The 21,833-nt window shown below is 74.9% G+C and carries 24 protein-coding genes and 1 pseudogene; 7 read left to right on the plus strand and 18 right to left on the minus strand.

Annotated features, from left to right (window positions below; translation table 11 throughout):
* Positions 1-50: 50 nt before the first annotated feature.
* Positions 51-2,314, plus strand: a pseudogene (locus tag ACTWO6_RS30885) (AAA family ATPase).
* Between the two features lie 62 nt (positions 2,315-2,376).
* On the opposite strand, the gene ACTWO6_RS30890 reads toward ACTWO6_RS30885, so the two are convergent.
* The 12 genes from ACTWO6_RS30890 to ACTWO6_RS30945 form a co-directional block, all read right to left on the minus strand.
* Complete coding sequence (locus ACTWO6_RS30890; protein WP_446217191.1) at positions 2,377-2,730, minus strand: gas vesicle protein K; 354 nt, start codon at positions 2,728-2,730, stop codon at positions 2,377-2,379.
* A complete protein-coding gene (locus ACTWO6_RS30895) occupies positions 2,727-2,975 on the minus strand; it encodes a gas vesicle protein (RefSeq protein ID WP_446217192.1) in 249 nt (82 codons plus the stop codon). The genes ACTWO6_RS30890 and ACTWO6_RS30895 overlap by 4 nt, the downstream gene beginning before the upstream one ends.
* A 19-nt stretch (positions 2,976-2,994) precedes the next feature.
* Positions 2,995-3,834, minus strand: coding sequence for a GvpL/GvpF family gas vesicle protein (locus ACTWO6_RS30900; protein WP_446217193.1), 840 nt, complete (start codon positions 3,832-3,834; stop codon positions 2,995-2,997).
* On the minus strand, positions 3,818-4,186 hold the full coding sequence (locus ACTWO6_RS30905) for a gas vesicle protein (RefSeq protein ID WP_446217194.1): 369 nt from the start codon (positions 4,184-4,186) through the stop codon (positions 3,818-3,820). The genes ACTWO6_RS30900 and ACTWO6_RS30905 overlap by 17 nt, the downstream gene beginning before the upstream one ends.
* A gap of 1 nt (position 4,187) precedes the next feature.
* Positions 4,188-4,544 (minus strand): gas vesicle protein GvpO, encoded by a 357-nt coding sequence (locus ACTWO6_RS30910; protein ID WP_446217195.1) that lies wholly within the window; start codon positions 4,542-4,544, stop codon positions 4,188-4,190.
* A gap of 1 nt (position 4,545) precedes the next feature.
* Positions 4,546-4,893, minus strand: coding sequence for a gas vesicle protein GvpG (locus tag ACTWO6_RS30915; RefSeq protein WP_446217196.1), 348 nt, complete (start codon positions 4,891-4,893; stop codon positions 4,546-4,548).
* A 4-nt stretch (positions 4,894-4,897) separates the two neighbouring features.
* On the minus strand, positions 4,898-5,674 hold the full coding sequence (locus ACTWO6_RS30920) for a GvpL/GvpF family gas vesicle protein (RefSeq protein WP_446217197.1): 777 nt from the start codon (positions 5,672-5,674) through the stop codon (positions 4,898-4,900).
* A 1-nt stretch (position 5,675) separates the two neighbouring features.
* A complete protein-coding gene (gene gvpJ, locus ACTWO6_RS30925; protein WP_446217198.1) occupies positions 5,676-6,107 on the minus strand; it encodes a gas vesicle protein GvpJ in 432 nt (143 codons plus the stop codon).
* On the minus strand, positions 6,104-7,306 hold the full coding sequence (locus tag ACTWO6_RS30930; protein ID WP_446217199.1) for an SRPBCC family protein: 1,203 nt from the start codon (positions 7,304-7,306) through the stop codon (positions 6,104-6,106). The genes gvpJ and ACTWO6_RS30930 overlap by 4 nt, the downstream gene beginning before the upstream one ends.
* 2 nt (positions 7,307-7,308) lie before the next feature.
* Positions 7,309-7,764 carry a hypothetical protein gene (locus ACTWO6_RS30935; RefSeq protein WP_446217200.1) on the minus strand — a complete coding sequence of 152 codons (456 nt, stop codon included), beginning with the start codon at positions 7,762-7,764 and terminating at the stop codon, positions 7,309-7,311.
* A 289-nt stretch (positions 7,765-8,053) separates the two neighbouring features.
* A complete protein-coding gene (locus ACTWO6_RS30940) occupies positions 8,054-8,563 on the minus strand; it encodes a GNAT family N-acetyltransferase (protein ID WP_446217201.1) in 510 nt (169 codons plus the stop codon).
* Positions 8,564-8,693: 130 nt separating this feature from the next.
* A complete protein-coding gene (locus ACTWO6_RS30945; RefSeq protein WP_446217202.1) occupies positions 8,694-9,593 on the minus strand; it encodes a hypothetical protein in 900 nt (299 codons plus the stop codon).
* 209 nt (positions 9,594-9,802) lie between these two features.
* Between ACTWO6_RS30945 and ACTWO6_RS30950 the strand changes: the two genes are divergently transcribed.
* Positions 9,803-10,015, plus strand: coding sequence for a hypothetical protein (locus ACTWO6_RS30950; RefSeq protein ID WP_446217203.1), 213 nt, complete (start codon positions 9,803-9,805; stop codon positions 10,013-10,015).
* A 5-nt stretch (positions 10,016-10,020) separates the two neighbouring features.
* Here the strand turns inward: ACTWO6_RS30950 and ACTWO6_RS30955 are convergent, their stop codons facing one another.
* From ACTWO6_RS30955 to ACTWO6_RS30970, 4 genes are all read right to left on the minus strand, one after another.
* A complete protein-coding gene (locus tag ACTWO6_RS30955) occupies positions 10,021-10,455 on the minus strand; it encodes a DUF3263 domain-containing protein (protein WP_446217204.1) in 435 nt (144 codons plus the stop codon).
* Positions 10,456-10,565: 110 nt separating this feature from the next.
* Positions 10,566-11,579: an ABC transporter permease subunit gene (locus ACTWO6_RS30960; protein ID WP_446217205.1), complete on the minus strand. Its 1,014-nt coding sequence runs from the start codon at positions 11,577-11,579 to the stop codon at positions 10,566-10,568.
* Positions 11,576-12,496 (minus strand): ATP-binding cassette domain-containing protein, encoded by a 921-nt coding sequence (locus ACTWO6_RS30965; protein ID WP_446220829.1) that lies wholly within the window; start codon positions 12,494-12,496, stop codon positions 11,576-11,578. Before ACTWO6_RS30965 ends, ACTWO6_RS30960 begins: the two co-directional genes overlap by 4 nt.
* A 186-nt stretch (positions 12,497-12,682) precedes the next feature.
* On the minus strand, positions 12,683-13,468 hold the full coding sequence (locus ACTWO6_RS30970; RefSeq protein ID WP_446217206.1) for a DeoR/GlpR family DNA-binding transcription regulator: 786 nt from the start codon (positions 13,466-13,468) through the stop codon (positions 12,683-12,685).
* A 199-nt stretch (positions 13,469-13,667) separates the two neighbouring features.
* Here ACTWO6_RS30970 and ACTWO6_RS30975 point away from each other — a divergent pair, with 199 nt between their 5' ends.
* From ACTWO6_RS30975 to nagA, 3 genes are read left to right on the plus strand one after another with little or no spacing between them, the layout of a single operon-like run.
* Positions 13,668-14,597, plus strand: a complete 930-nt coding sequence (locus ACTWO6_RS30975; protein WP_446217207.1) for an SIS domain-containing protein — start codon at positions 13,668-13,670, stop codon at positions 14,595-14,597.
* A 47-nt stretch (positions 14,598-14,644) separates the two neighbouring features.
* Positions 14,645-15,520: an ROK family protein gene (locus ACTWO6_RS30980; RefSeq protein ID WP_446220830.1), complete on the plus strand. Its 876-nt coding sequence runs from the start codon at positions 14,645-14,647 to the stop codon at positions 15,518-15,520.
* A 25-nt stretch (positions 15,521-15,545) separates the two neighbouring features.
* Positions 15,546-16,655 carry an N-acetylglucosamine-6-phosphate deacetylase gene (nagA, locus tag ACTWO6_RS30985; protein WP_446217208.1) on the plus strand — a complete coding sequence of 370 codons (1,110 nt, stop codon included), beginning with the start codon at positions 15,546-15,548 and terminating at the stop codon, positions 16,653-16,655.
* A 42-nt stretch (positions 16,656-16,697) separates the two neighbouring features.
* Here nagA and ACTWO6_RS30990 read toward each other — a convergent pair whose 3' ends face one another.
* Entirely contained in the window at positions 16,698-17,909 is a 1,212-nt protein-coding gene (locus ACTWO6_RS30990) for a DUF4032 domain-containing protein (protein WP_446217209.1), read from the minus strand.
* A gap of 110 nt (positions 17,910-18,019) precedes the next feature.
* Between ACTWO6_RS30990 and ACTWO6_RS30995 the strand changes: the two genes are divergently transcribed.
* Positions 18,020-18,781, plus strand: coding sequence for a phosphatase PAP2 family protein (locus tag ACTWO6_RS30995; RefSeq protein ID WP_446217210.1), 762 nt, complete (start codon positions 18,020-18,022; stop codon positions 18,779-18,781).
* A gap of 9 nt (positions 18,782-18,790) precedes the next feature.
* Positions 18,791-20,035, plus strand: coding sequence for an APC family permease (locus ACTWO6_RS31000; RefSeq protein WP_446217211.1), 1,245 nt, complete (start codon positions 18,791-18,793; stop codon positions 20,033-20,035).
* Between the two features lie 7 nt (positions 20,036-20,042).
* Here the strand turns inward: ACTWO6_RS31000 and ACTWO6_RS31005 are convergent, their stop codons facing one another.
* On the minus strand, positions 20,043-21,830 hold the full coding sequence (locus tag ACTWO6_RS31005; RefSeq protein ID WP_446217212.1) for an NAD-binding protein: 1,788 nt from the start codon (positions 21,828-21,830) through the stop codon (positions 20,043-20,045).
* Positions 21,831-21,833 lie beyond the last annotated feature (3 nt).

The raw sequence follows: 21,833 nt of genomic DNA on the forward strand, positions 1-21,833 counted from the left end.
GGGCGCGCACCGCCCGGCACGGCGTGGCGCCGGCGGCTACTGTCGGGCGGGTGGCGGAACCCGACCTGACCCTGACCGCGAGCCTGCGGCCGGCGGCACTGGACGCCCGCCGCGGCGTCGTCCGCCTGCACCCCGAGGTGCTGACCGCGCTGGCGCTGCGCCCCGGCGACCCGGTCCGGCTGGCCGGCCGGCGGGTCACCGCCGGGATCGCCGCGCCGGCCGGGCCGACCGCGAGCACCGCCCTGCTGTACGCCGACGACCTGCTGCTGGGCAACCTCGGCGTCCGGGACGGCGGGCAGGTGACGGTGAGCCCACTGCCGGTGACCCCGGCCCGTCGGGTCACCCTGACCGGCCCGGTGGAAATCGTCGCCGCGGTCTCCCCGGAGATGCTGCGCCTCGCCCTGCTCGGCAAGGTGGTGACCGCCGGGGACGACGTCTCGCTGCTGCCGCAGGACGTGCTCCCCGACGCCTCGGTCCGCAGCCTGGTCGAGGCGGCCCGGCGCAGCCTGGCCAACACCGTCGGCTACGCCTGGACCAGCACCCTGCTCACCGTCACCGCCGTCGAGCCGGACACCGGCGCGCTGGTCAGCATGGACAGCGTGGTCGGCTGGGAGCACGGTCCGGCCACCCGCGGCTCCGGCCCGGTCGGCCAGGACCCCACCGGCCGGCTCACCGGCCCACCGCCAGCTGGCCTGGCCGGCGGCGCGCCGTCGTCGGGCCCGGGCGGGGCGCCGGAGCTGGTCGGGGCGGCGGAGGCGCCGAGCGTCGACGAACTGCCCGGGCTGCGGGCGCAGGCCGGGAGCTGACCGAGCTGCTCGACCTGGGCTTCCACCACCGCGAGGTGCTCGGCCGGCTCGGCACCACCGTCTCGCTCGGTGTACTGGTCAGCGGGCCGGCCGGGTCCGGCAAGGCGGCGCTGGTCCGCGCGGTCGCCGCCCGGGTCCGCGCCCGGGTCTGCCCGGTCTGGGCGCCGGAGGTGGCCGCGCTGAGCAACGACGCGGCGGCTCGCCGGCTGCGCGAGGCCGCCGCCGCGGTACGCCGGGACGGCTCCGCCGTCCTGCTGGTCACCGACGTGGAGGCGCTCGCCCCGGCCGACGGGCCCGGGCCGGTGGCGACGGTGTTCCGGCAGGTGCTCGCCGAGACCGTCCTGGCCGGCGCGGCCGTGGTCTGCACCACCAGCCGGCCGGAGGCGGTGGACCCGGCGCTGCGCGCCCCGGACCTGCTCTCCCTGCGGATCACCGTTCCCCTGCCGGACCAGGCGCTGCGCCGGGAGCAGCTCACCGTGCTGACCCGGCAGGTGCCGCTCGCCGAGGACGTCCGGCTGGACGAGGTGGCGGGGCGTACCCCCGGGTTCGTCGCGGCCGACCTGGCGGCGCTGGTCCGCGAGGCCGGGGTGCGCGCCGCCCTGCGGCAGAAGACGGCCGAGACGCCGACGGTGGCGATGGCCGATTTCGCCGCCGCGCTGGAGGTGGTCCGGCCGACCACGATGGCCGCGTCCACCCTGGAGCTGGCCTCGGTCACCCTCGACGACGTCGGCGACCTGGTCGAGGTGAAGGAGACGCTGACCGAGTCGGTGCTCTGGCCCCTGACCTACCCGGACACCTTCGCCCGGCTGGGTGTGCAGCCACCCCGGGGCGTGCTGCTCTACGGGCCGCCGGGCTGCGGCAAGACGTACCTGGTCACCGCGCTGGCCGGCTCGGGCCGGGCGAACGTGCTCTCGGTGAAGGGCGCGGAGCTGCTCTCCAAGTGGGTCGGCGAGAGCGAGCGCGCCGTCCGCGAGCTGTTCCGCCGGGCCCGCGAGGCGGCGCCGACGCTGATCTTCCTGGACGAGGTGGACGCGCTCGCCCCGGTCCGCGGTCAGGCCACCGACGGCGGTACGACGGACCGGGTGGTCGCCGCCCTGCTCACCGAGCTGGACGGGGTGGAGGCGCTGCGCAACGTGGTGGTGGTCGGCGCGACGAACCGGCCGGACCTGGTCGACCCGGCGCTGCTCCGCCCCGGCCGGCTGGAACGGCTGGTCTACGTGCCGCCGCCGGACGGACCGGCCCGGGGGGAGATCCTCCGGGCCGCGTCCCGGAACGTGCCGCTCGCCCCGGACGTGGACCTGGCCGCGCTGGGCGAGGAGCTGGACCGTTTCTCGGCGGCCGACTGCGCCGCCCTGGTCCGGGAGGCGGCCCTGGCCGCGATGCGTGAGTCGCTGACCGCCGCCACGGTCACCGCCGCCCACGTCGAGGCCGCCCGCCGGCGCGTCCGCCCCTCCCTCGACCCCACCCAGGTCGCCTGGTTGGCCGCGTACGCCGAGCAGCGGCGCTGACGGATCGCTCCGAGCGGGCGTCCCGCGCGTCGCCCTCAGGAGACCTGTTCGCCGGAAGCCCGTCAGTCCGTGGGGAGCAGGGGGCCCAGCGGGCCGAGGTCGAGGTTGAGGTCCTCGGGCGACAGCCCGAAGTACTCGCGGAGCTGGGTCATCTGCTCCTCCAGGGCCATCAGCGTGGCGCCGACCCGCTCGATCTGCTCCTCGGTCAGGTCGCCCAGGTCGACCCGGCGCAGCGCCTGCCGCTCCATCAGCTGGCGCAGCAGCTCGATGACGGTGAGCACCAGGCTGGCCAGGCCGCGCTCGACCGAGTCGGAGTCCACCGCGAGCCGACGGTCCAGTGGGCGGACCCGGGGCGCCTCCCACCGCGGCTCCCCCAGCGCCGCCGCCAGGTCCGCCGCCTCGTCCCGCTCGGTCACGGCTCGACCTCCACGACGGCCCCCGTGGTGGCGTCGGGCAGCTCCGGCGGGGCCAACGCCCCGACGGAGGCGATCAGGGCGCGCAGCGAGATCCGGACCAGGTCGATGTCCGCGATCGCCAGGGTGATGTCGCCGGTGATCACCACGCCGGTGGCGAGCACCCGGTCGAGCAGGTCGACCAGCGCCACCGGCCGGTAGGCCAGCGGGTCGTCGGCGCTGCTCGGGGCGAGCGAGGTCACCGCCATGCCGGCCCCCGCGCCGCGGTCATGTCGGCTCCCGAACGGCGTGTGCCGGCTCCGCCGACGGTTCGGCCACGAAGGAGTACGGCGGCCAGGGGCCGGTCAGCTCCAGCCGCAGCTCCGGGTGCCGGTCGGCCAGCGCCCCGACCAGCTCCGAGAAGCCCGCCAGGCGGTCCCGGTCGATCAGGTACGCCCCGTTGAGCACCATTGCGGTGGCCGCGCCGGAAAGCCGCCGGTCCTGCGGCGCGTGCCGGCGGGCGGCGACCGCGTACCCGGCGAGCGCGGTGTGCACGGTGGCGGCGGCGTCGGCGGCGATCCGCTGCCCCTCCTCCCGGGCGGTGAGCTGGGCCCGGCGCCGCCGCAGGTACGCCGCGCCGGCTCCGCCGCCGGCGTCGGCGGCCTCCGCCGTGCGGGGCACCGCGCCGGGCACGACGTACCCCTTGACGCCCCACTCCTCGCGGCCGGTGAGCCGGGCCAGCGTGGCGGTCAGCTCGTCGCGCCGCTCGGTGAGCACCCGGGCCACCCGGTCGTCGTCGCGGTGCACCGTGGCGAGCCGGGCCGGCACCACCGCGCCGGCCCGCGACAGGGCGTCCACCACCGTGTGGTGGGTCCGTGCGGCGCGCTCCAGCCAGGCCAGGTCCTCCAGGTTGCGGCGCAGCGCCGCCTCGCCGTACTCGGCGAGCGGGGCGGCGCTGACCACGGCGGTCAGGCCGGCGGCCCGGACCGGGCGGACCGGGGCGCCGTCCATCCCGGTGATCCCGGCGAGGGTGGCCGGGTCGACGTCGGCGGTCACGCCGTGCAGCCAGACGCCCGTGCCGGTCTCCGGCGCGCCAGCCGTCGGCGTGGTCTCAGCGGTCGTAGGCATTCGGCTCCTCCCGCTCGGCCCGGGCGGCCACCCGGGGCCGCCGGGACGCCTCCACCTCTTCCGGGTCGCGCGGCCCCGGCTCGACGGGCGGGCGGGCCCGCGAGCTGAGCCACGGGTCGTGCTCCCACCAGTCGATGCCGATCTGCCGCGCGGTGTCCACCGAGGCGATGACCAGCCGCAGCTTCAGCGTCAGCAGCTCGATGTCGAGCAGGCTGACCCGGATGTCACCGGCGATCACGATGCCCCGGTCGAGCACCCGTTCGAGGATGTCGCCCAGGTTCGCCGGCTCGTTCCCGGCCGGCAGGACCTGGCCGGAGTTCTGCACCACCGAGGGTGGCCGCGGCATGGTCATCTCAGCCCCCGTCCCCCTTGCCGCGCTGGTAGCGGCGCGTCCGCCGGTAGCCGAGCAGGCTCCCCGTCATGTCCAGCTCCACCTCGTAGAGGCCGAGCAGATCGGTCGAGGCCGGGATCCGGTGGTCCTCGACCACCTCCACCCCGACCAGCCAGCCGTCGTCGGTGGGCTGGATCGAGGTGATGCCGAGCGGGTCCTTGCCGGTCAGCCCGACGATCTGGCGCAGCCCCTCCCGGGCCGCCTCGGCGGCCGACACCTCCTCGTACTCCTCGTCGGCGTACCGGCCGCCGTCGTCGCGGGCGCCCCGGTCGCGCCAGCGCTCCCGGTCGCCATCGCCCCGGATGCGTGCTGCCGTCATCTCACTCCCCTCGCCCGCGATGCGGGTCACCCCGTCGACCGGCGGTCCGTCGCCGTGCGGTCTCCCGGCCGGCCGGCGGCGGCCGCCGCCCGGCGGCCGCGGGACGGGTACCCCCCGCGCCGCCGGCCGGGGTGGTCAGCCGGTTCAGGACCTCCTGCTGGCCCCGGTCCCGCTCCTCCGGCGTGATGTCGCCGGCCGCCTCCGCCCGGTCCAGGTCCTCCAGCTCGCGCCGGATGTTGACCGGGTTGTACTGCCTCGACTCCGCCTCCCGGGCGATCACCTTCACCACCGCGGTCAGCCCCCGCACCGGGGCGTACGGCAGGGTCAGCAGCCCCCAGAGGATGTCCATCCGCTCACCCCACCAGCTGGTGCGCGCTGACGAAGTCGTACGGGGCGAGCGGGCCGAGCAGCCGCATCCGGATCAGGTTCCGCCGCTGCTCGGCGAACTCCTCCACCGCCCGGACGAAGTCCTCCTCGTGGTCGGTCGCGACCAGGAAGGCGACGTTCATCGCGTCCAGTTCGCTGCTCGGCGGGCGCGGCGCGTGCGCCACCGCGAACGGGGTGAGCGCGTCGATCAGCGACCGGTTCTCCGCCTCCCGGCGCAGCTCCACCCCCTGGCTGATCATCTCGCCGAGCCGGATCCGCTGTTCCCGGCTCTCCGCCTCCGGCCGGCCGCGCACCTGGTCGGCGAGCGCGGCGGCGGAGCCGTTCTCGGCGAGGAAGTCGCTGATCATCTCCTCCTCGTCGAAGCGGCCGTGCACGGTGTACTGGACCCGGTCCTCGAACTCGTCGAGGGCGGCGGCGAACCGGTCGTGGTGCGCCTCCAGCAGGTCCCGGACCGCGTCCGGCCCGGTCACCACGGTGCCGAACCGGACGGGCAGCACCGGCGCGACGGCCGCCGTCCCGTCCAGCAGCGTCTGGTACGCGGTCAGGTCGGCCGGGCGGCCCATCGGCTCCGTCAACCCGACCTCGCTGACCAGCGCGGCCAGGTCGCCGTGCCGGATCGCGGCCACCTCGCCCGGCGGGTTGCCGACCCCTTCCGCGTCCGGGGTCGGCTCCACGTCGGACGGCACGATGCCGTAGATGAACAGCCCGGTCTCGCCGGCCGGCTGCGTCTGCTCGTCAGTCATCTCAGCGCTCCTCGTCCCGGCGTCGGCGGGGCCGCTCCCGCTCCCGGCGGGAGTCGCGGTCGCTCAGTGAGTCCGCCACCGCGCCGCTGATCTCCTGGGCCGCCTTCCCGAGGCCGGAGATCGCCTTGCCCTTGGTCGCCGCCCCGGCCGCGTCCCCCACCAGGTCAGGCAGCCCCTTCTGGTTCTTCGGAGTGATGCTCATCCGGTCGACCGCCTCGGCGAACCGCAGGTACGTCTCGACGCTGGCGATCACGATCCGGGCGTTGATCTCCAGGAGCTGGATGCCGACCACGGCGACCGACACCTGCGCGTCGATCACCACGCCCTTGTCCAGCACGGTCTCCACCACGTCGGCGAGGGTGCCCCCGCCGCCACCGCCTCCGCCGCGTTCCAGGGCGCCGCCCTGGCCGCCGCTCGTCGTCGCGATCGTCATTCGCCACGCTCCTCACGCCGGCGCCGGACCACCGGGCGACGCGGGGGCTCCGGAGCACGTCGGGCCGCCGGGCGGGGGCGCTGCGGCTCCTCGCGCGGCTCCCGCTCCTCCCGCGGCGGCTGGCGGCGGGCCCGCTCGGGCTGCCGGCGACGCGGCGGCGGCTGCTCCTCCTCGGGCTCCTCCTCGTACCCCTCGTCGAAGTCCTCGCCCTCGTCGTAGGCCTCGTACTCCTCTTCCTCCTCGGGGGGACGACGGCGCTGCGGCGGGCGGCGGCGGCCGCGCTCGGCCGGCCGGCGCTCCTCGCGCTCCTCCTCCGGCTCCTCCTCGGGCGCCTCCGCCCCCGCCTCCTCCTGCTCGCGCTGCTCCTGCTCCTCGCGCAGCGCGGCCTCGTGGTCCTTGACCACCTGGGAGTCCTCGATCTCGCCACGCCAGCCCTCGACCGAGTCCGGGTCCAGGACGGTCTGGGTCATCACGTGCCGGACGAAGTGCTTCAGCTCCAGCCGGGCCCGGCGGCCCTGGGCCCGCCAGAGGTTGCCGGTGTGCTCGAAGAGGCCCTGCGGGTGGTACTCCAGCACGACCAGGATGCGGGTCAGGTTCGGGCCGACCTCGTGGAAGCTGACCGTGCCGTCGACCGAGCCCTTCTCGCCCTTCGAGCGCCAGTGGATGAGGCGGTCCGGGATCTGCCGGACGATGGTCGACTCCCAGCTCCGGTGCGACCAGAAGACCTGTGCCTTCCAGGTCATCTTCTCGTCGGACTCGTTGTCGGCCTGCTCGACCTTCTTCATGAAGCTCGGGAAGTCGCCGAACGTCGTCCACTGGTTGTACGCGACCCGGACCGGCACGCCGACCTCGATGGTCTCGACGATGTTGGTGACCTTGAGCTTCTTCTTGCCCTTGCCACCCTTGCCGCCGCCACCGCCGAACGCCGACATGAGCTTCTCCTTACCGCCGGCCAGGCCGGCATGGAACATGGCCTTCATCGGGGAGTGCCCCTCGGCGAGCTTCTGCGCGCCGGTGGCGGCGGCGATCAGGCCGGGCCCGCCGCCGGCCTTCGCGTACTCGCTGAGCCGGCCGGTGGCACCGGTGAGCCGCTCGGTCACCACCTGGACCGCCCGCTCGCCGATCGCGCTGGCGAGGTTGCGCAGTTCCCCGCCGAGCTGGTCGCGCGCCCGGTCCGCGAGGTTGGGATTGGCCGCCATGGTCATCGCCCCCGCTGCCGACGCGCCACGGCCGGCCGCTCGTCGCGGTCGTAGTCGTCCCCGGCCTCGGGCTGCTCGGCGAGCTCCTGCTCCTCGTCGGGCGCCGACCGCTCCTCGACGGCGGCGTCCTCCTCGGGCCGGTCCCCGCCGGACTTCCGGCGCAGCGCGTCCGCGCTGCCGCGCAGCTTGCCGCTGAGGGCGTCGATGCCGCTGCCGGCGGCGGCGGTCGCCGCGGCCTTGCCGGCCGTGGCCAGGGGGGCGCCCAGCTTGGAGAGGTTGCCCAGCTGGGGGGTCGAGTTCAGCAGGTCCGTGCCGTACTTCAGCAGCCCGCCAGGGTTCTGGCTGGCCCGGCCCGCGGCCACCGCGGCGGCCAGCGTGAGGGCGGTACGCAGCTTCTTGCGGCGGCCCAGGAGATACCCGAACCCCACCGCCAGCGCAACCCGTGCTCCGCTCTTCATCGGTTCTCCTTCGCTCCCCGGGGGACGCGGACACCGCTTAGTGGGGCAGGCCGGAAAACAGCTCCGGGGAATAGCGCGAAATGGGCCTGCGACCGGGCGTCCCGTTTTAGCGGACCCGGCCGGCAGTACCCGGGGGCCTACCCACGAAACCTTTCTCCGCAATTCCAGCGGGGTCCGTCACAGGGCATTCGGATGAGCCGCCACGACGGCGGTGAAGTCTCGCAAACCGGTCAGACGAGCCGGGCTGGGAAGCTAAAAGACGATTGTTGACACAAGGCGAGCAAAATACTCAGAGGGCCGGCAGGGCCGAATCAAGGCACATTTCCGCGCGCACCTTGCCGCCATCTTCCCGCAATCGCGCGCCGCATTTCCGCAACACCGATATCGCACCGGCGTTGTCCGGCGTCGTCTCGGCGACGACGGTGCGCATGCCGGCCGCGGCGGCCGCGTTCAGCAGCTCGCGCAGCGCCGCCGCGCCGAGCCCCTGCCCCCGGGCCGAACGCCCCAGCCACATCCCCGTCTCCACGGTGCCGGGCTGATCGCAGCGGGTCATCCGGACCATCCCCACCACCTCGCCGCTGGCCAGGATGGCGTACATGCGGGTGCGGGTGGGGCCGTCCAGGCCCTCGAAGCTGGCCCGGTGGAAGTCGCGGAACGCCTCCCGGCGGGCGAGCGACCAGCCGGCCGGGGCGTCCACCGGGGGCATCACGTCCTCGGGCTCCGCCTCGGCGGCCGCTACGGAGAGCAACGGCTCCAGGTTCCGCTCGTCCACCGGCTCAAGCCGTACCGCACCCGCCACGTGCCGCAGTCTGCCGTCCGTACCGGCCCGAGTCCAGCCCTTTGGGCGGGGACTGCCGGTCCGGCGGAAGGTACCGGCCGGTCGGACCGCCTCCGTGTCCTGCCTCACGCTCAGTTGTCACGCGCCCGGGTCAGTCCGCCGGGTCGAACTCGCAGAACACCACCGAGGCGTCGTCGGTCCGCTTGTGCCGGCGCAGCCGGTCCGGGTGGTCGCGCTCGGCGGCCCGGACCCGGCCGATCAGCCCCTCCGGACCCTCTGCCGCCGCCACGTCCAGCAGCCCCGCCCAGTCGAAGAGCCCGAACTGCTCGACCGCGCAGGACACGCCGTCGCTGAGCAGCGCCGCCCGGCGCAGCGCCCCGGGTCCGCGCAGCGGCAGCGTCCCGGTCACCGCGTGGTACGCGGCGTCCGGGTCGGCGGCGGCGGCCCAGTACCCGTGCGTCCGGTTCATCCGCTCCCGCTGCACCATCACCGCCTGCCGGAACCGGGTCACCGGATCGACGTCCCCGGGCAGGCCGGCCGCGGTGCCGCGCAGGTCCGCCATCGCGGTGTCCAGCCGGTCGTCGGAGACCACGCTCACCTCGCCGCCGGTGTCCAGCACCAGCGGGCTGTCGCAGAGCACCAGGTAGTCGACCTGCTCCCCGCCCTCCCGAAGCAGACAGACGGTGGACGACGGCGTGCCCGGGTGGCCGAGGTCGCAGTCGCCGCTGTGGTCGGCCCGGACCGCCAGGATGGCCGCCGCGAGGCTGCTCATCAGGGTGGCCGCCGGGCGGGCCGCGAGCGCCAGGCCGATCCGGGCGGCCAGGTGCCGGACGTACCAGGCGGGCCCGTGCACGCACCCGGTGTCGAACCCCTCCGGCACGGTCGCCCCGTCGAGCACCCCGACCAGCGGGCCGAGGCGGAAGACCACGTCCTCGTTCTCCAGCCGCCCAGGCGCGGCCGCGGAGGCGGAGCGTACCCGCATCATCGGCGCCACCCCGACCGGCCGCGCCGGCCGGCTCCCGATCGGGTACCGGCGGTCTGGTGCCCCCATCCGTTCACTCCCTCCGTCGCCGCCCGCCTACCCGGCCCAGCCGGGGCCATGCGGGCGACCACCGACACCCCTCTCCGGCAACTCGCCGGTACGCCCCACCCATCGCCGGTAGCGTCAGGAGCGGTTGGCCTCCCGGGGCCGCCACCCGACCGGCGCCGGCATGGCGTGAGGTCGTGCCCGGGAGCCGTCGGACGCGACAGGGGGATCGCATGTTGGCACGGCTGCACGAGTCGGGACTCAAAGCGGAGCACGCCTACCTGGCCGGATTCGCGAGCGTCGGGCTCTCCTTCACCAGCTGGTTCCTCTCCAAGCACCTGGAGCGGGCGGGCGTCGCCCGGGCGGACCGCTGGGGCATCTTCATCGGGGAGTGGGCACCGACCTTCTTCGCGATCGGCAACGGATTGCGCACGTACGAGAAGTGAACCGGTCAGCGACGCCGGTTGCGTGCCCGCGAGGAGCGTAGCCGGCGCAGCCGGCCGATCAGCACCGGCTCGGCGGCCAGCGCGGCCGGATGGTCGAGCAGCGCATTGAGCAGCTGGTAGTAACGGGTCGCGGAGAGCCCGAAGGTGTCCCGGATGGCCTGCTCCTTGACCCCGGCGTGCTTCCACCACTGCTGCTCGAAGGCGAGGATCCGCCGTTCCCGCTCGGTCAGCCCGGCCTCCGCGACCGGTCCGTCCGGGGGGACGCCCTCGGCCGCCCCGACCCGCTCCGCGGGCTCCGTCACCGCTGTTGGATCGGCCTCGACCGCGGGAGCGGAACGCGGTGGGGGGACCACCACCCCGCCGCCCTGCCGACGCTCGACGTCGACGCGCCCGGACGGCTCGGGCCGGTCGGTGGCGGCCGCGGAGGCGTCGGCGGACATGGCGCTCCTCGGGAGGGCGGGGGCCGGTGCGGTGGCACCGACCGGGGGGACCCCAGCCTAACCAGGGTCCGCCCCGGTCGCATCGGACGCGGTGTCCGGAGCGGCCACCGTCAGGAGATGTCCCGGCGCCGCATCGTCCAGAAGGCGGCTACCAGCACCAGCGCGCCGCCCAGGCCGAGCACCAGCGCGGAGTCCTGCCAGGTGATCAGCATCTCCTTCGGATTGCACTGCCCCTGGGCGAACTCGCAGGACCGGTAGTCGATCAGCTTCCACTGCTTCTGGAACCACGCCAGCGCGTAGGTGGAGAGGACGTAGCGGTCCCCGAAGCGCACCCCCGCCATCGTGACGGCGATCCGGATGCCGACCTCGCTGATCACGCCGACGCCGACCGCGGCGCCGAGGGCCATCGCGGTGTGCCGGCCCAGCGAGGCGAGCGCGAAGGCCACTGCCCCCACCGCCAGCACCAGGGCCAGCGCCCGGACGCCGCTGATCGCCGTGGACTGCCACACCCCGGAGGTCACCTTCGCGGTGCTGCCCCGGTAGGTGCCGATCAGCCAGAAGGCCAGCGTCCAGAGTGCCCCGAGCACGAGGGTCACCCCGAGCAGCGCGGTCAGCACGGCGGCCAGCTTGGTGCCGAGCACGGCGAGTCGCTTCGGTCGCCAGAGCAGCAGGTTCATCATCCCGCCGGTGCTCCACTCGGCCCCGACGAACGACGCGCCGACCAGGAACGCGAAGAGCGCGACCGCGCCCGCGAAGACGGCGATGAAGGTGGCGAACTCGCCGCGGAAGTCGAACTGGTACGGCAGGTTCCACTTCGGGTCGAACATCTCCGGCTGCGGCTGCCACTGCCGGCCGCAGTCGGGGCCGTACCGGTCCTCGGTCTTCTCGCTGCGCGCGGCGGCGGCGTCGCACTCGGCGACCGACCGCTCCCAGTCCTTCACCGCCTGCCGGTAGTCGGCGTCGGACCTCGCCTGCGCCTGCGCGACCACGGCCGGGGAGAGCTTGTGGCTGGAGAAGCTGAAGGCGGTGGCGATGCCGGCCAGCCCGAGGACGAGCAGGACCAGCAGCAGCCGGGTGAGCCGGCGCTTGGCCAGCCGACGCAGCTCGGTGACGTACAGGCTCATGCGCCCCAACCTCCCCCGGTGGCGCCGGCCCCCGGCTCACCGACCTTCGTGGACTGGTCGACCTGCCGGTGCTGGCCGGGTACCGGCGCGGTGGCGGTCAGTTCGAGGAAGACGCTCTCCAGGTCGACGGCGACCGGGGCCAGCTCGCTGACGTACAGGCCCTGCTCGGCGAGGAGGCGACTGACCGTGGCCGGCTTGTCGACGCCGGCGAGCATCAGGTGGTCGGGCTCGGCGGCGACCCGCACCCCCGCCCGGGTGAGCACGTCGGCGGCCCGCGGCAGGTCGGTGACCGCCTCCAGGCGGACCCGGACCGCGCCCTGCGAGTGCTCCGCGAGCACCTGCTCGACCGGGCCGAAGGCGACCCGGCGGCCCAGCGAGATGATGGTGACCGAGTCGCAGATGAGCTGGATCTCGCCGAGGATGTGGCTGGAGAGCACCACGGTCATGCCGGCGGCGGCCAGGTCCCGCATCAGGGTGCGCATCTCGCGGATGCCGCCCGGGTCGAGGCCGTTGGCGGGCTCGTCGAGGATCAGCAGCTTCGGGTTCTTGAGCAGCGCGGAGGCGACCGCCAGCCGCTGCTTCATGCCGAGCGAGTAGGTCTTCACCCGCTCGCCGGCCCGGTCGCGGAGCCCGACCAGCTCCAGCACCTCGTCGACCCGCTGCCGGGGCAGGTGCCCGGCACCGGCGAGCAGGCCGAGGGTGTCCCGCGCGGAGAAGTGCGGGAAGAACTGCGGGCTCTCCACGATCGCCCCGATCTGGCCGGCGACGGCCGGCAGCGCCTGCGGCACCTCGTGGCCGAGGATCGCCATCCGGCCGCCGTTCGGCCGGATCAGGCCGAGCAGCGTCCGCAGGGTGGTGGTCTTGCCGGAGCCGTTGGGGCCGAGGAAGCCGTGCACCTGGCCCGCCTCGACCCGCATGTCGAAGCCGTCGAGCGCGTGCCGTACCCCGCGTCGACGACTCCGGTACGTCTTGCGGAGACCTTCTATCTCCAGGACAGCCGACAAGCTGACCTCCCCCGATGAGTGATGGTGACAGCGGACACCATACGCGGTATGCAGCGACAGACAGTACCGGGTATGCATCGGGGTTTCCCGGATTTCGCCTCAGGCGCAGACGACGTGCACGCCCGCGTCGCGGAAGGCCTGCACCACGGCCGGCGCGGCGCCGGAGTCGGTGACCAGCGTCTCCACCCGGTCCACCGAGCAGATCCGGGCGAACGCGTGACCGCCCAACTTGGACGAGTCCGCGATGATCACCACCCGCTTGGCCCGGGCCACCATCAGGTTGTTCATCGCCGCCTCGCCCTCGTGGTGGGCGGCGGCGCCGAGCTGCGGGTCGATCGCGTCCACGCCGAGCAGGGCGACGTCCAGGGTCACCTCGCGCAGCAGCGCCCCGCCCAGCGGGCCGACCAGCTCGAACGACTTGGGCCGGACCACGCCGCCGGCCACCACCACCTTCATCCGCGAGCGGACCAGCAGCTCGTTGGCGATGTTCAGGGCGTTGGTGACCACGGTGAGCTGGGCGCCCTCCGCGCTGGTGTTCAGATCCGGCCGGACGGCCAGCGCCCGGGCCACCTCGGTGCTGGTGGTGCCGCCGTTGAGGCCGACCACGGTCCCGGGGGTCACCAGCGCCGCGGCGGCCGCCCCGATCCGCTGCTTCTCGGCCGAGTGCTTGGCGGTCTTGTAGCGCAGCGGCAGGTCGTAGGAGACGCCGTTGGCCACCGCGCCGCCCCGGGTCCGGGTGATCATCTGCTGCTGGGCGAGCTGGTCGAAGTCACGCCGGATGGTCGCCTGGGAGACGTCCAGGCGCTCGGCTGCCTCCTCGACGCTGACCCGACCGCTGTCGGTCAGCATCTCGAGCAGCGCGTTCCATCGGGCGTAGCGGTCCACCGCGGGGGCCTCCAGAGACTCTGCACGGACGGTGATTGATTGCGTGCACAGTAGTGCGCGAAACTACCGGTACGCAAAACCTTGAGCTGCGCGATCTGGGAGTTGGTTGCCACGGCCACCCGGGCTCGCGCAGAATAACGCGCGAAAGACGGCCATAACGAGCCGTATTGCGCAACGGTCTCCCCTGCGAGGAGTTGTCATGGCGTACGTGCACGCGGAGATCGCGAGCCAGCCCGACTGCTGGCGGGAGGCGGCGCAGCTCGCCCCGACCGTCGCCGACCGCCTGCCACGCCCCGGCGAGCGGGTCGCCGTCGTCGGTTGCGGCACGTCGTGGTTCATGGCGATGGCGTACGCCGGGCTGCGCGAGCACGCCGGCCAGGGCGAGACCGACGCCTTCCAGGCCTCCGAGTTCCCCACCGGCCGCCGCTACGACCGGCTCATCGCGATCACCCGCTCCGGCACCACCACCGAGGTGCTGGAGCTGCTGGCCGCGCTGCGCGGCCAGGTGCCCACCACGGTGCTCGTCGGTGACCCCGGCTCCCCGGCGGTCGCGCTGGCCGACGCGGCGGTGACCATGCCCTTCGCCGACGAGCGGTCGGTGGTGCAGACCCGGTTCGCCACCAGCGCCCTGGCGCTGCTCCGCGCCCACCTCGGCGACGACCTGGGCCGGCTGGTCGCCGACGCCGAGGTGGCCGTCCGGGCCCCACTGCCGATCGACCCGGCCGGGATCGAGCAGGTCACCTTCCTCGGTCGCGGCTGGACGGTCGGGCTGGCCCAGGAGGCCGCGCTGAAGTGCCGCGAGGCCGCCACCTTCTGGGCCGAGGCGTACCCGGCGATGGACTACCGGCACGGCCCGATCTCGGTGGCCGCGCCGGGCCGGCTGGTCTGGGCGTTCGGCGGGATCCCTGACGGGCTGCCCGAGGACGTCGCCGCCACCGGGGCCACGTTCGTGCACAGCCGCACCCACGGCTGCCGGACCGTGCTGACCAGCTGGGCGGCCGGGCGTACCCCGGTCGACCCGATGGCCGACCTGATCCTCGCCCAGCGGTTCGCCGTCGCGCTCGCCACCAGCCGCGGCCTCGACCCCGACGCGCCCCGTCACCTGACCCGCTCCGTGGTCCTGGCGTGACCGCAGCCACCCCGGTCGTCGTCGCGCTGGACGTGGGCGGCACCGGGATGAAGTGCGCCCTGGTCCGCCCGGACGGCGTGGTGGTGCACGCCGAACGACACCCCACCGACGCCGGGCGCGGCCCGGACGCCGTGGTCGACACGGTCCTGGCGGTCGCCGAGGGGCTGGCCGGCAAGGCCCGCGCCGACGGGCTGACGCCGGTGGCCTGCGGCATCGCCGTACCGGGGGTGGTGGACGAGGCTCGCGGGGTGGCGGTCTGGTCGGCGAACGTGGGCTTCCGGGACGTACCGCTGCGGGAGCTGGCGGAGACGCGGCTCGGCCTGCCCACGGCGCTCGGCCACGACGTGCGCGCGGGCGGCCTGGCGGAGGCCCGGCTCGGCGCCGGGCGCGGCGCCGGCCACGTGCTCTTCGTCGCGATCGGCACCGGCATCGCCGCCGCCCACGTGGTCGACGGGTCGGCCGCCGTCGGCGCGCACGGCGCCGCCGGGGAGATCGGCCACATCCTGGTACGCCCCGACGGCCCGCGCTGCGGCTGCGGTCGCCCCGGCTGCTTGGAGGCGGTGGCGTCGGCCGCCGCGATCGGCCGCCGGTACGCGGCGCTGGCCGGCGCGCCGGCGACCGCCGCCGAGGTGGCGGAGCGGGCGGCGGCCGGTGAACCGCTGGCCGGTCGGGTCTGGCGCGAGGCCGTCGAGGCGCTCGCCGACGGGCTCGCCACCGGCCAGGCCCTCTTCGACGTGGCGACCATCGTGATCGGCGGCGGGCTGGCCCAGGCCGGTCCCCGGCTGCTGGACCCGCTGCGCGGGGCGCTGCGCGAGCGGTTGACGTTCCACCGGGAGCCGCGCCTGGTCGCGGCGGCCCTGGGCGACGAGGCCGGCTGCCTCGGCGCCGCGCTGCTGGCCCTGGACGCCCGGCCCCGGCCCTGACCCCTCGGACTCTGGAGGAGAGCTGATGACCCTGCGGGTGAACGGCAAGGTGGTGACCCCGACCGGCGTGATCCGGCAGGGCTGCGTGGAGATCGCCGGCGACCGGATCCGGGCGGTCGCGGAGTACCCGTCGGTGCGCGACGGGCACTGGATCGTGCCGGGCTTCGTCGACATGCACACCCACGGCGGCGGCGGGCACACCTTCACCACCGGCGACGCCGACTCGGCCCGCGAGGCCGCCGCGTTCCACCTGCGGCACGGCACCACGACGCTGCTGGCCAGTCTGGTCAGCTCCCCCTTCACGCTGATGCGGGACGCCACCGCCGCCTACCGCCCGCTGGTCGACGCCGGCGTGCTGGCCGGCATCCACTTCGAGGGGCCGTACCTGTCGGCGGACCGCTGCGGCGCGCAGAACCCGGAGTTCCTCCGCGACCCGTCCACCGAGGAGCTGGCCGAGCTGATCGAGGTGGGCGCGGGCGCGGTCCGGATGGTCACCCTGGCCCCGGAGCGGGACGGCGCGCTGGACGCGATCAAGCTGCTCACCGCGCACGGCGTGGTCGCCGCCGTGGGCCACACGGACGCCACCTGGGAGCAGACCCGGGCCGCCGTGGCGGCCGGCGCCAGTGTGGGCACCCACCTGTTCAACGGCATGCGCCCGGTGCACCACCGGGAGCCGGGCCCGGTGGTGGCCCTGCTCGACGCGCCGAACGTGGTCTGCGAGCTGGTCGCCGACGGCGTCCACCTGCACGACGGCATGCTCGGCTTCGCCACCTCGGTCGCCGGCCCGGAGCGGGCCGCCCTGATCACCGACGCGATGGCCGCCGCCGGCATGCCCGACGGCGAGTACGAGCTGGGTGGTCAGGAGGTCACCGTGGCCGACGGGGTGGCCCGGCTGGCCGGGGGCGGCGCGATCGCCGGCAGCACCCTGACCATGGACGCCGCCCTGCGGCACGCCGTGGCGGCCGGCATCGCCCTGCCGGACGCCTGCCGGATGGTCGCCACCACCCCGGCCCGGGCCATCGGCCTCGGCGACCGGGTCGGCGCGCTCCAGCCCGGCCTCCGCGCGGACCTGGTGCTCCTCGACGACGACCTCAACGTGGTGCGGGTGATGCGCGCCGGCTCCTGGGTGGACTGACCGGGCGGAGCCAGGCTCCGGGGGCCGGCGCAGGGCCGGGTGTCAGCCGGCGGCGGGGACCTCGACGCCGAGGACGGCCTGCTCGTCGGGGCGGTGCACCAGCACGTCGGCCAGGAACGACTGCACCGCCGGGCCCATGCCGACGTCCCGGCCGGCCCGCTCGGAGAGCAGCCACTTGTGCTCGATGATCTGCGCGAAGAGCTCCTGCGGCTCCAGCTTGCGGCGCAGGTGGGCGGGGACCGCCCGGACCACCGGCTCGAAGACCTCGGTGAGCCAGCGGTGCGCCGCCTGCTGCTCGTCGGTCAGATCGCTCTCCACCCGGTACGCGTCCAGGTCGTTGAGCAGCTTGCGGGCCTGGTTCTCCTCGGCGTCCAAACCGGTCAGCCGGAGCAGCCGGCGGGTGTGGTAGCCGGCGTCGACCACCTTGGGGCGGACCAGGTAACGCCCGTTGTCGACCGTCGACAGGGCCACCTCGGCGACGTCGAAACCCAGCTCGTTGAGGCGGCGGATCCGCCCCTCGATGTCGTGCCGGGCCTCCCGCTCGACCTGCTGCTCGTAGGTGATCTCATGCCAGAGCCGCTCGTAGCGCTGCACGACCTCCTCGCAGACCATCTCGGGGTCGATCGACTCGTGCAGCAGCCCGGCGGCCTGGAGGTCCAGCGCCTCGCCGAAGATGTTCACCCGGGCGATCTCCAGGTCCTCACCCCGCTGGCCGTTGGAGAGGGAGCTGTGCAGGGCCCCGGTCTCGGCGTCCACCAGGTAGGCGGCGAACGCACCGGCGTCCCGGCGGAACAGGGTGTTCGACAGCGAGCAGTCGCCCCAGAAGAAGCCGGTCAGGTGCATCCGCACCAGCAGCGCGGCCAACGCGTCCAGCAGCCGGTTCATCGTCTCCGGGCGGAGCATGTTGGAGAAGAGTGCCCGGTAGGGCAGCGAGAACTGCAGGTGCCGGGTGATCAGCACCGGGTCCAGCGGCTCGCCGTCGTCGGTCTGCCGGTCGGCCACGATCGCGATCGCCTCCACCGACGGGAAGTCGATCCGCTCCAACGCGCGGAGCAGGTCGTACTCCCGCTCGGCGACCCGCTCGCCGGTCTCCTTCACCGCGTAGACGTACTCGCCGAGGCGGACGAACCGCACGATGTGCCGCGAGATGCCCTGGGGCAGCGCGACCAGGTGCTGGGCAGGCCACTCCTCCAGCGGGGTCGACCAGGGAAGGTCGAGCAGCGCCGGGTCGACGAGGGCCGAGGTGATCCGCACGGGGACAAGTGTGACGGCTGCCCCGCCGGAGCGCTTCCCTTCGTGGCTGGGCCCACAGCGGCCGACGCCCGCGCGGGGCCGGCGCGGTGGGCGGCCGGTAGCGTGGTCGCGTGCGGGAGACCACGGGAGTACGCGGCACCGTCCGGCTCCGACCGGTCCGACCGGCCGGGTGGTGGTACGACGCACTGCTGCTCGCCGCCCTGGTCGGGCTGACCGTGGCGCTCGCCAGCGGCCACTTCCTCGGCCTCGACCGCGCGGTCGCCGACTGGGCGGAGGCGCACCGGCCGGCGGCGGCGTACTGGGTGGCGCGGGTGCTCAACTATCTCGGCCAGGGGACGCCGCTGACCCTGCTCGCGGCGGGGCTCGGCGTGCTGGTGGCCGTCCGCCTCAGGTCGATCCGGCCGGTGCTACCGCCGGTGGTCGCGTTCGTGCTGACGGTCCTGACCATCGGGCCGCTGAAGCTCTGGTCCGACCGGGCCGCACCCACCGCCAGCGTCAAGCCGCCCTACCTGCCGGAACCGGACACCGTCCAGATCTTCCACACCGACGGCCCGTACGGGGTGTCCTACCCGTCGGGGCACGTGGCCAACTCGATCGTCTGGTACGGAATTCTTGCGCTGCTGCTTCCCGCGCTGCTGCGCACCCTGCACCGCCCGGTACCGGACCACCTGATCACCGCGGTCCGCGTGCTGCCGCCGGTGATCGTGTTCTGCACCACCACCTACCTGGGTTGGCACTGGCTGACCGACTCGGTCGCCGGGCTGCTGCTCGGGCTGCTGCTGGACCGGCTGCTGCACCGGCTGCCCTGGGACGACCTGCCGCTGCCCGGCCGGTTACGGAACTGGGACCGCCCGTTCACCTCGGTCCCCTAGCCTGCGCTCGTGGATCAACTGAGGCGGCGGCTGGGCGTACCCGACGCGGTCGTCATCGGTCTGGGGTCGATGCTCGGCGCGGGCGTCTTCGTGGTCTTCGCCCCGGCCGCCGCGGCGGCCGGCGGTGCGGGGCTGATCATCGCGCTGGCGCTGGCCGGCTTCATCGCCTGGTGCAACGCGACCAGCTCGGCCCGGCTCGCCGCCCGCTACCCGGAGTCCGGCGGGACGTACGTCTACGGCCGGGAACGGCTGCACCCGTTCGCCGGTTTCCTGGCCGGCTGGGGGTTCGTGGTCGGCAAGACGGCGAGCTGCGCGGCGATGGCGCTGACCATCGGGGCGTACCTGTGGCCGGGGCGGGCGCGGCTCGTCGCGGTCGCCGCGGTGGTGGCGGTGACCGCGGTGAACGTGCGCGGCATCGGCAAGACCGCGGCGGCGACCCGTGCGCTGGTCGGCCTCGTGCTGGCGGTGCTCGCCCTGGTCGCGGTGACCGGCGCGCCGCACATCGCGGCGGACCGGCTGGACGGCCTCGCCGGCACCGGGATCCGGGGCGTGCTGACCGCCGCCGGCCTGCTCTTCTTCGCCTTCGCCGGGTACGCCCGGATCGCCACCCTCGGCGAGGAGGTACGCGAACCGGAGCGGACCATCCCCCGCGCGGTGCCGCTGGCGCTCGGCGTCGTGCTGGCGATCTACCTGGTGCTGGCCGTCGTCGCGCTCGGCGTGCTCGGCGAGGAGCGGCTGGCCGCCTCCGCCGCCCCGCTGGCCGAGGTGGTGACCGCCGCCGGGCTCCCCGGCCTGGCCTGGCTGGTCCGGGCCGGCGCGACCGTGGCGGTGACCGGGGTGCTGCTCTCCCTGCTCGCCGGGGTGGGCCGGACGACGCTGGCGATGGCCCGCCGTCGCGACCTGCCCGGCGCCCTGGCCGCCGTGCACCCCCGCTACCGGGTGCCGCACCGCGCCGAGCTGGCCGTCGCCGCCGTGGTGATCGTCGTGGTGGCCCTCGGCGACGTGCGCGGCGCGATCGGCTTCTCCAGCTGCACGGTGCTGGTCTACTACGCGATCGCCAACGCCTCCGCGCTCACCCTCGGCCGGGAGCCGGGCCGCAAGGTCCCGGTGCAGCTGCTCGCCGCGCTGGGGCTGGTCGGCTGCCTGGTGCTCGCGGTCAACCTCCCGCCGGCCAGCGTGCTCTCCGGCTTCGGCGTCCTCGCCCTCGGCGCCGCCTGGTACGCCCTGCGCCACATCCGCGCCGGACGCAGCTGAACCGGGCTCAGCCCTCCTCGGGCTGCCTGGGCACCGGCGCGCCGGCCGGGGCCGGCTCCGCGGGCGGGGTGGTCTCGCGGAGCAGGGCGCTCAGCCCGGCCCGTCGGGCCACCACGGTCAACCGGTCCCCCGCCGAGATCACCATCCGGGGATCGGCGGTCCAGTCGGTCTTCTGGCCGGCCCGGGTGTGCGCGAGCAGGCGCACCTCGCCGGGGCGGGCCACCGCGGCGAGCGGACGGCCGTCGAGCGGGGAGCCGGCGACCACCGGCACCTCGGTGACCAGCAACGCGTGCCGGCCGACGGGGATGGTGGCGATCACCGCCCGGTCCAGCAGGGCGGCAGCGAAGGAGGACGCGGCCAGGTAGGACACGCTGTGCGAGATGCCGATGCCGAACGCCTTCTGGATCCGTTCGGCGAAGTCGCCGTCGAAGAGCCGGAGCACCACGCGCAGCTCGGCGTTGAGCGCCAGGCCGTTCAGCGCTGCGCGCAGGTTGGTGCCGTCGTCGGTGGAGACCACCACCAGCGCCTGACAGGTGTCGACGGAGGCGGCCCGGAGGGTCTCCTCCAGCCCCGCGTCGCCCACGACCATCGACACGCCGAGCCGGTGCGCGAGGGCCGCCCCGCGCGCGTCCGCGACCTTGTCGATGGCCACCACCTCGACCCCGAAGTCCTGCAGCTGGGCCATCACCCGGGTGCCGATGTTGCCGAGCCCGACGACGACCACGTGCCCGGAGCGGTCCGGCTGGATCCGGCCGGCGTGCAGGGCCAGCCGGGCGTTGACGATGCCGTCCACCACCACCGCAGTGATCAACGGGATCAGCGCCAGCCCGGCGAGGTTGAGCACCACCTGCATGACCTGCGCGGCGGCCGGCTTGGTGGCGTCCGGGTCCTGCCCGCTGAGGGTGGTGACCAGCGTCAGGTAGAGCGCCTCCGTCCAGCTCACGTCGACCGCGCGGCCGTTGAGCCAGCCGAGCACGGCGATCACCGCCAGCAGCAGCATCACCGCGATGCCGATCTTGCGGGTGGCGAAGCTCCGGACCGCGCGGAGCAGCACCGCGACGGGCTGGCGCCGGCGCCGGGCCCGGACCAGCCGGCGGGCGGCGAGCTCGGTGCCGGGCGGCTGCCCGGTCGCCTCGGCCAGCACCACGTCGGCCGCCGGCTCGTCCGCCGGGAGGACCCGGACCAGGTCGGGGTCGGTGGTGACGGCCAGGCCGCAGACCACGTCCTCGGGGCGCACGTCGGCGCGCCGGGCCACGTAGAGGGTCCGCCCGGCGTGCCGGAAGTGGGTGGGGGCGAGCTCGCCGAGCGCGGCGGCCACGAAGGCCGGGGCGGCCATGGAGGCGTCGGAGAGCACCGCCGAGTCGGGGAAGAGCTGCCGTACGCCGTTGGCGAGGCTGGTGTTGAACATCCGCACCACCAGGCGCAGCCGCGGCTCGACCTCCTGGGCGCAGAGCGCGGCGTGCATGTTGCCGACGTCGTCCTGGTGCAGCAGGGCCAGCCCGTCCGCGCCCGCCAGCCCGGCCCGGCGGAACGCCGTCTCGTCCAGCCGGTCGGCCCGGATCACCTGGACGCCCTCGATGTCGCGGCCGTCCGGCCCGTCGGAGCGGCGGCGCTCGGGCACGACCAGGGTGACCCGGACCCGGCCGGCGGGTGACTCGGTGGCGAGCAGTGACCTGACCACCCAGTAGGCGAGCGGGTCGGAGCCGCAGACCACGAAGTGCGGACCGCCGTCGCCGTTCATCCGGAGCCGCCAGCCGGTCGCGCGGCGGGCGCGATCGCGCAGGGGCTCGGCCATACC

The sequence above is a fragment of the Micromonospora sp. IBHARD004 genome (genome assembly GCF_052814115.1).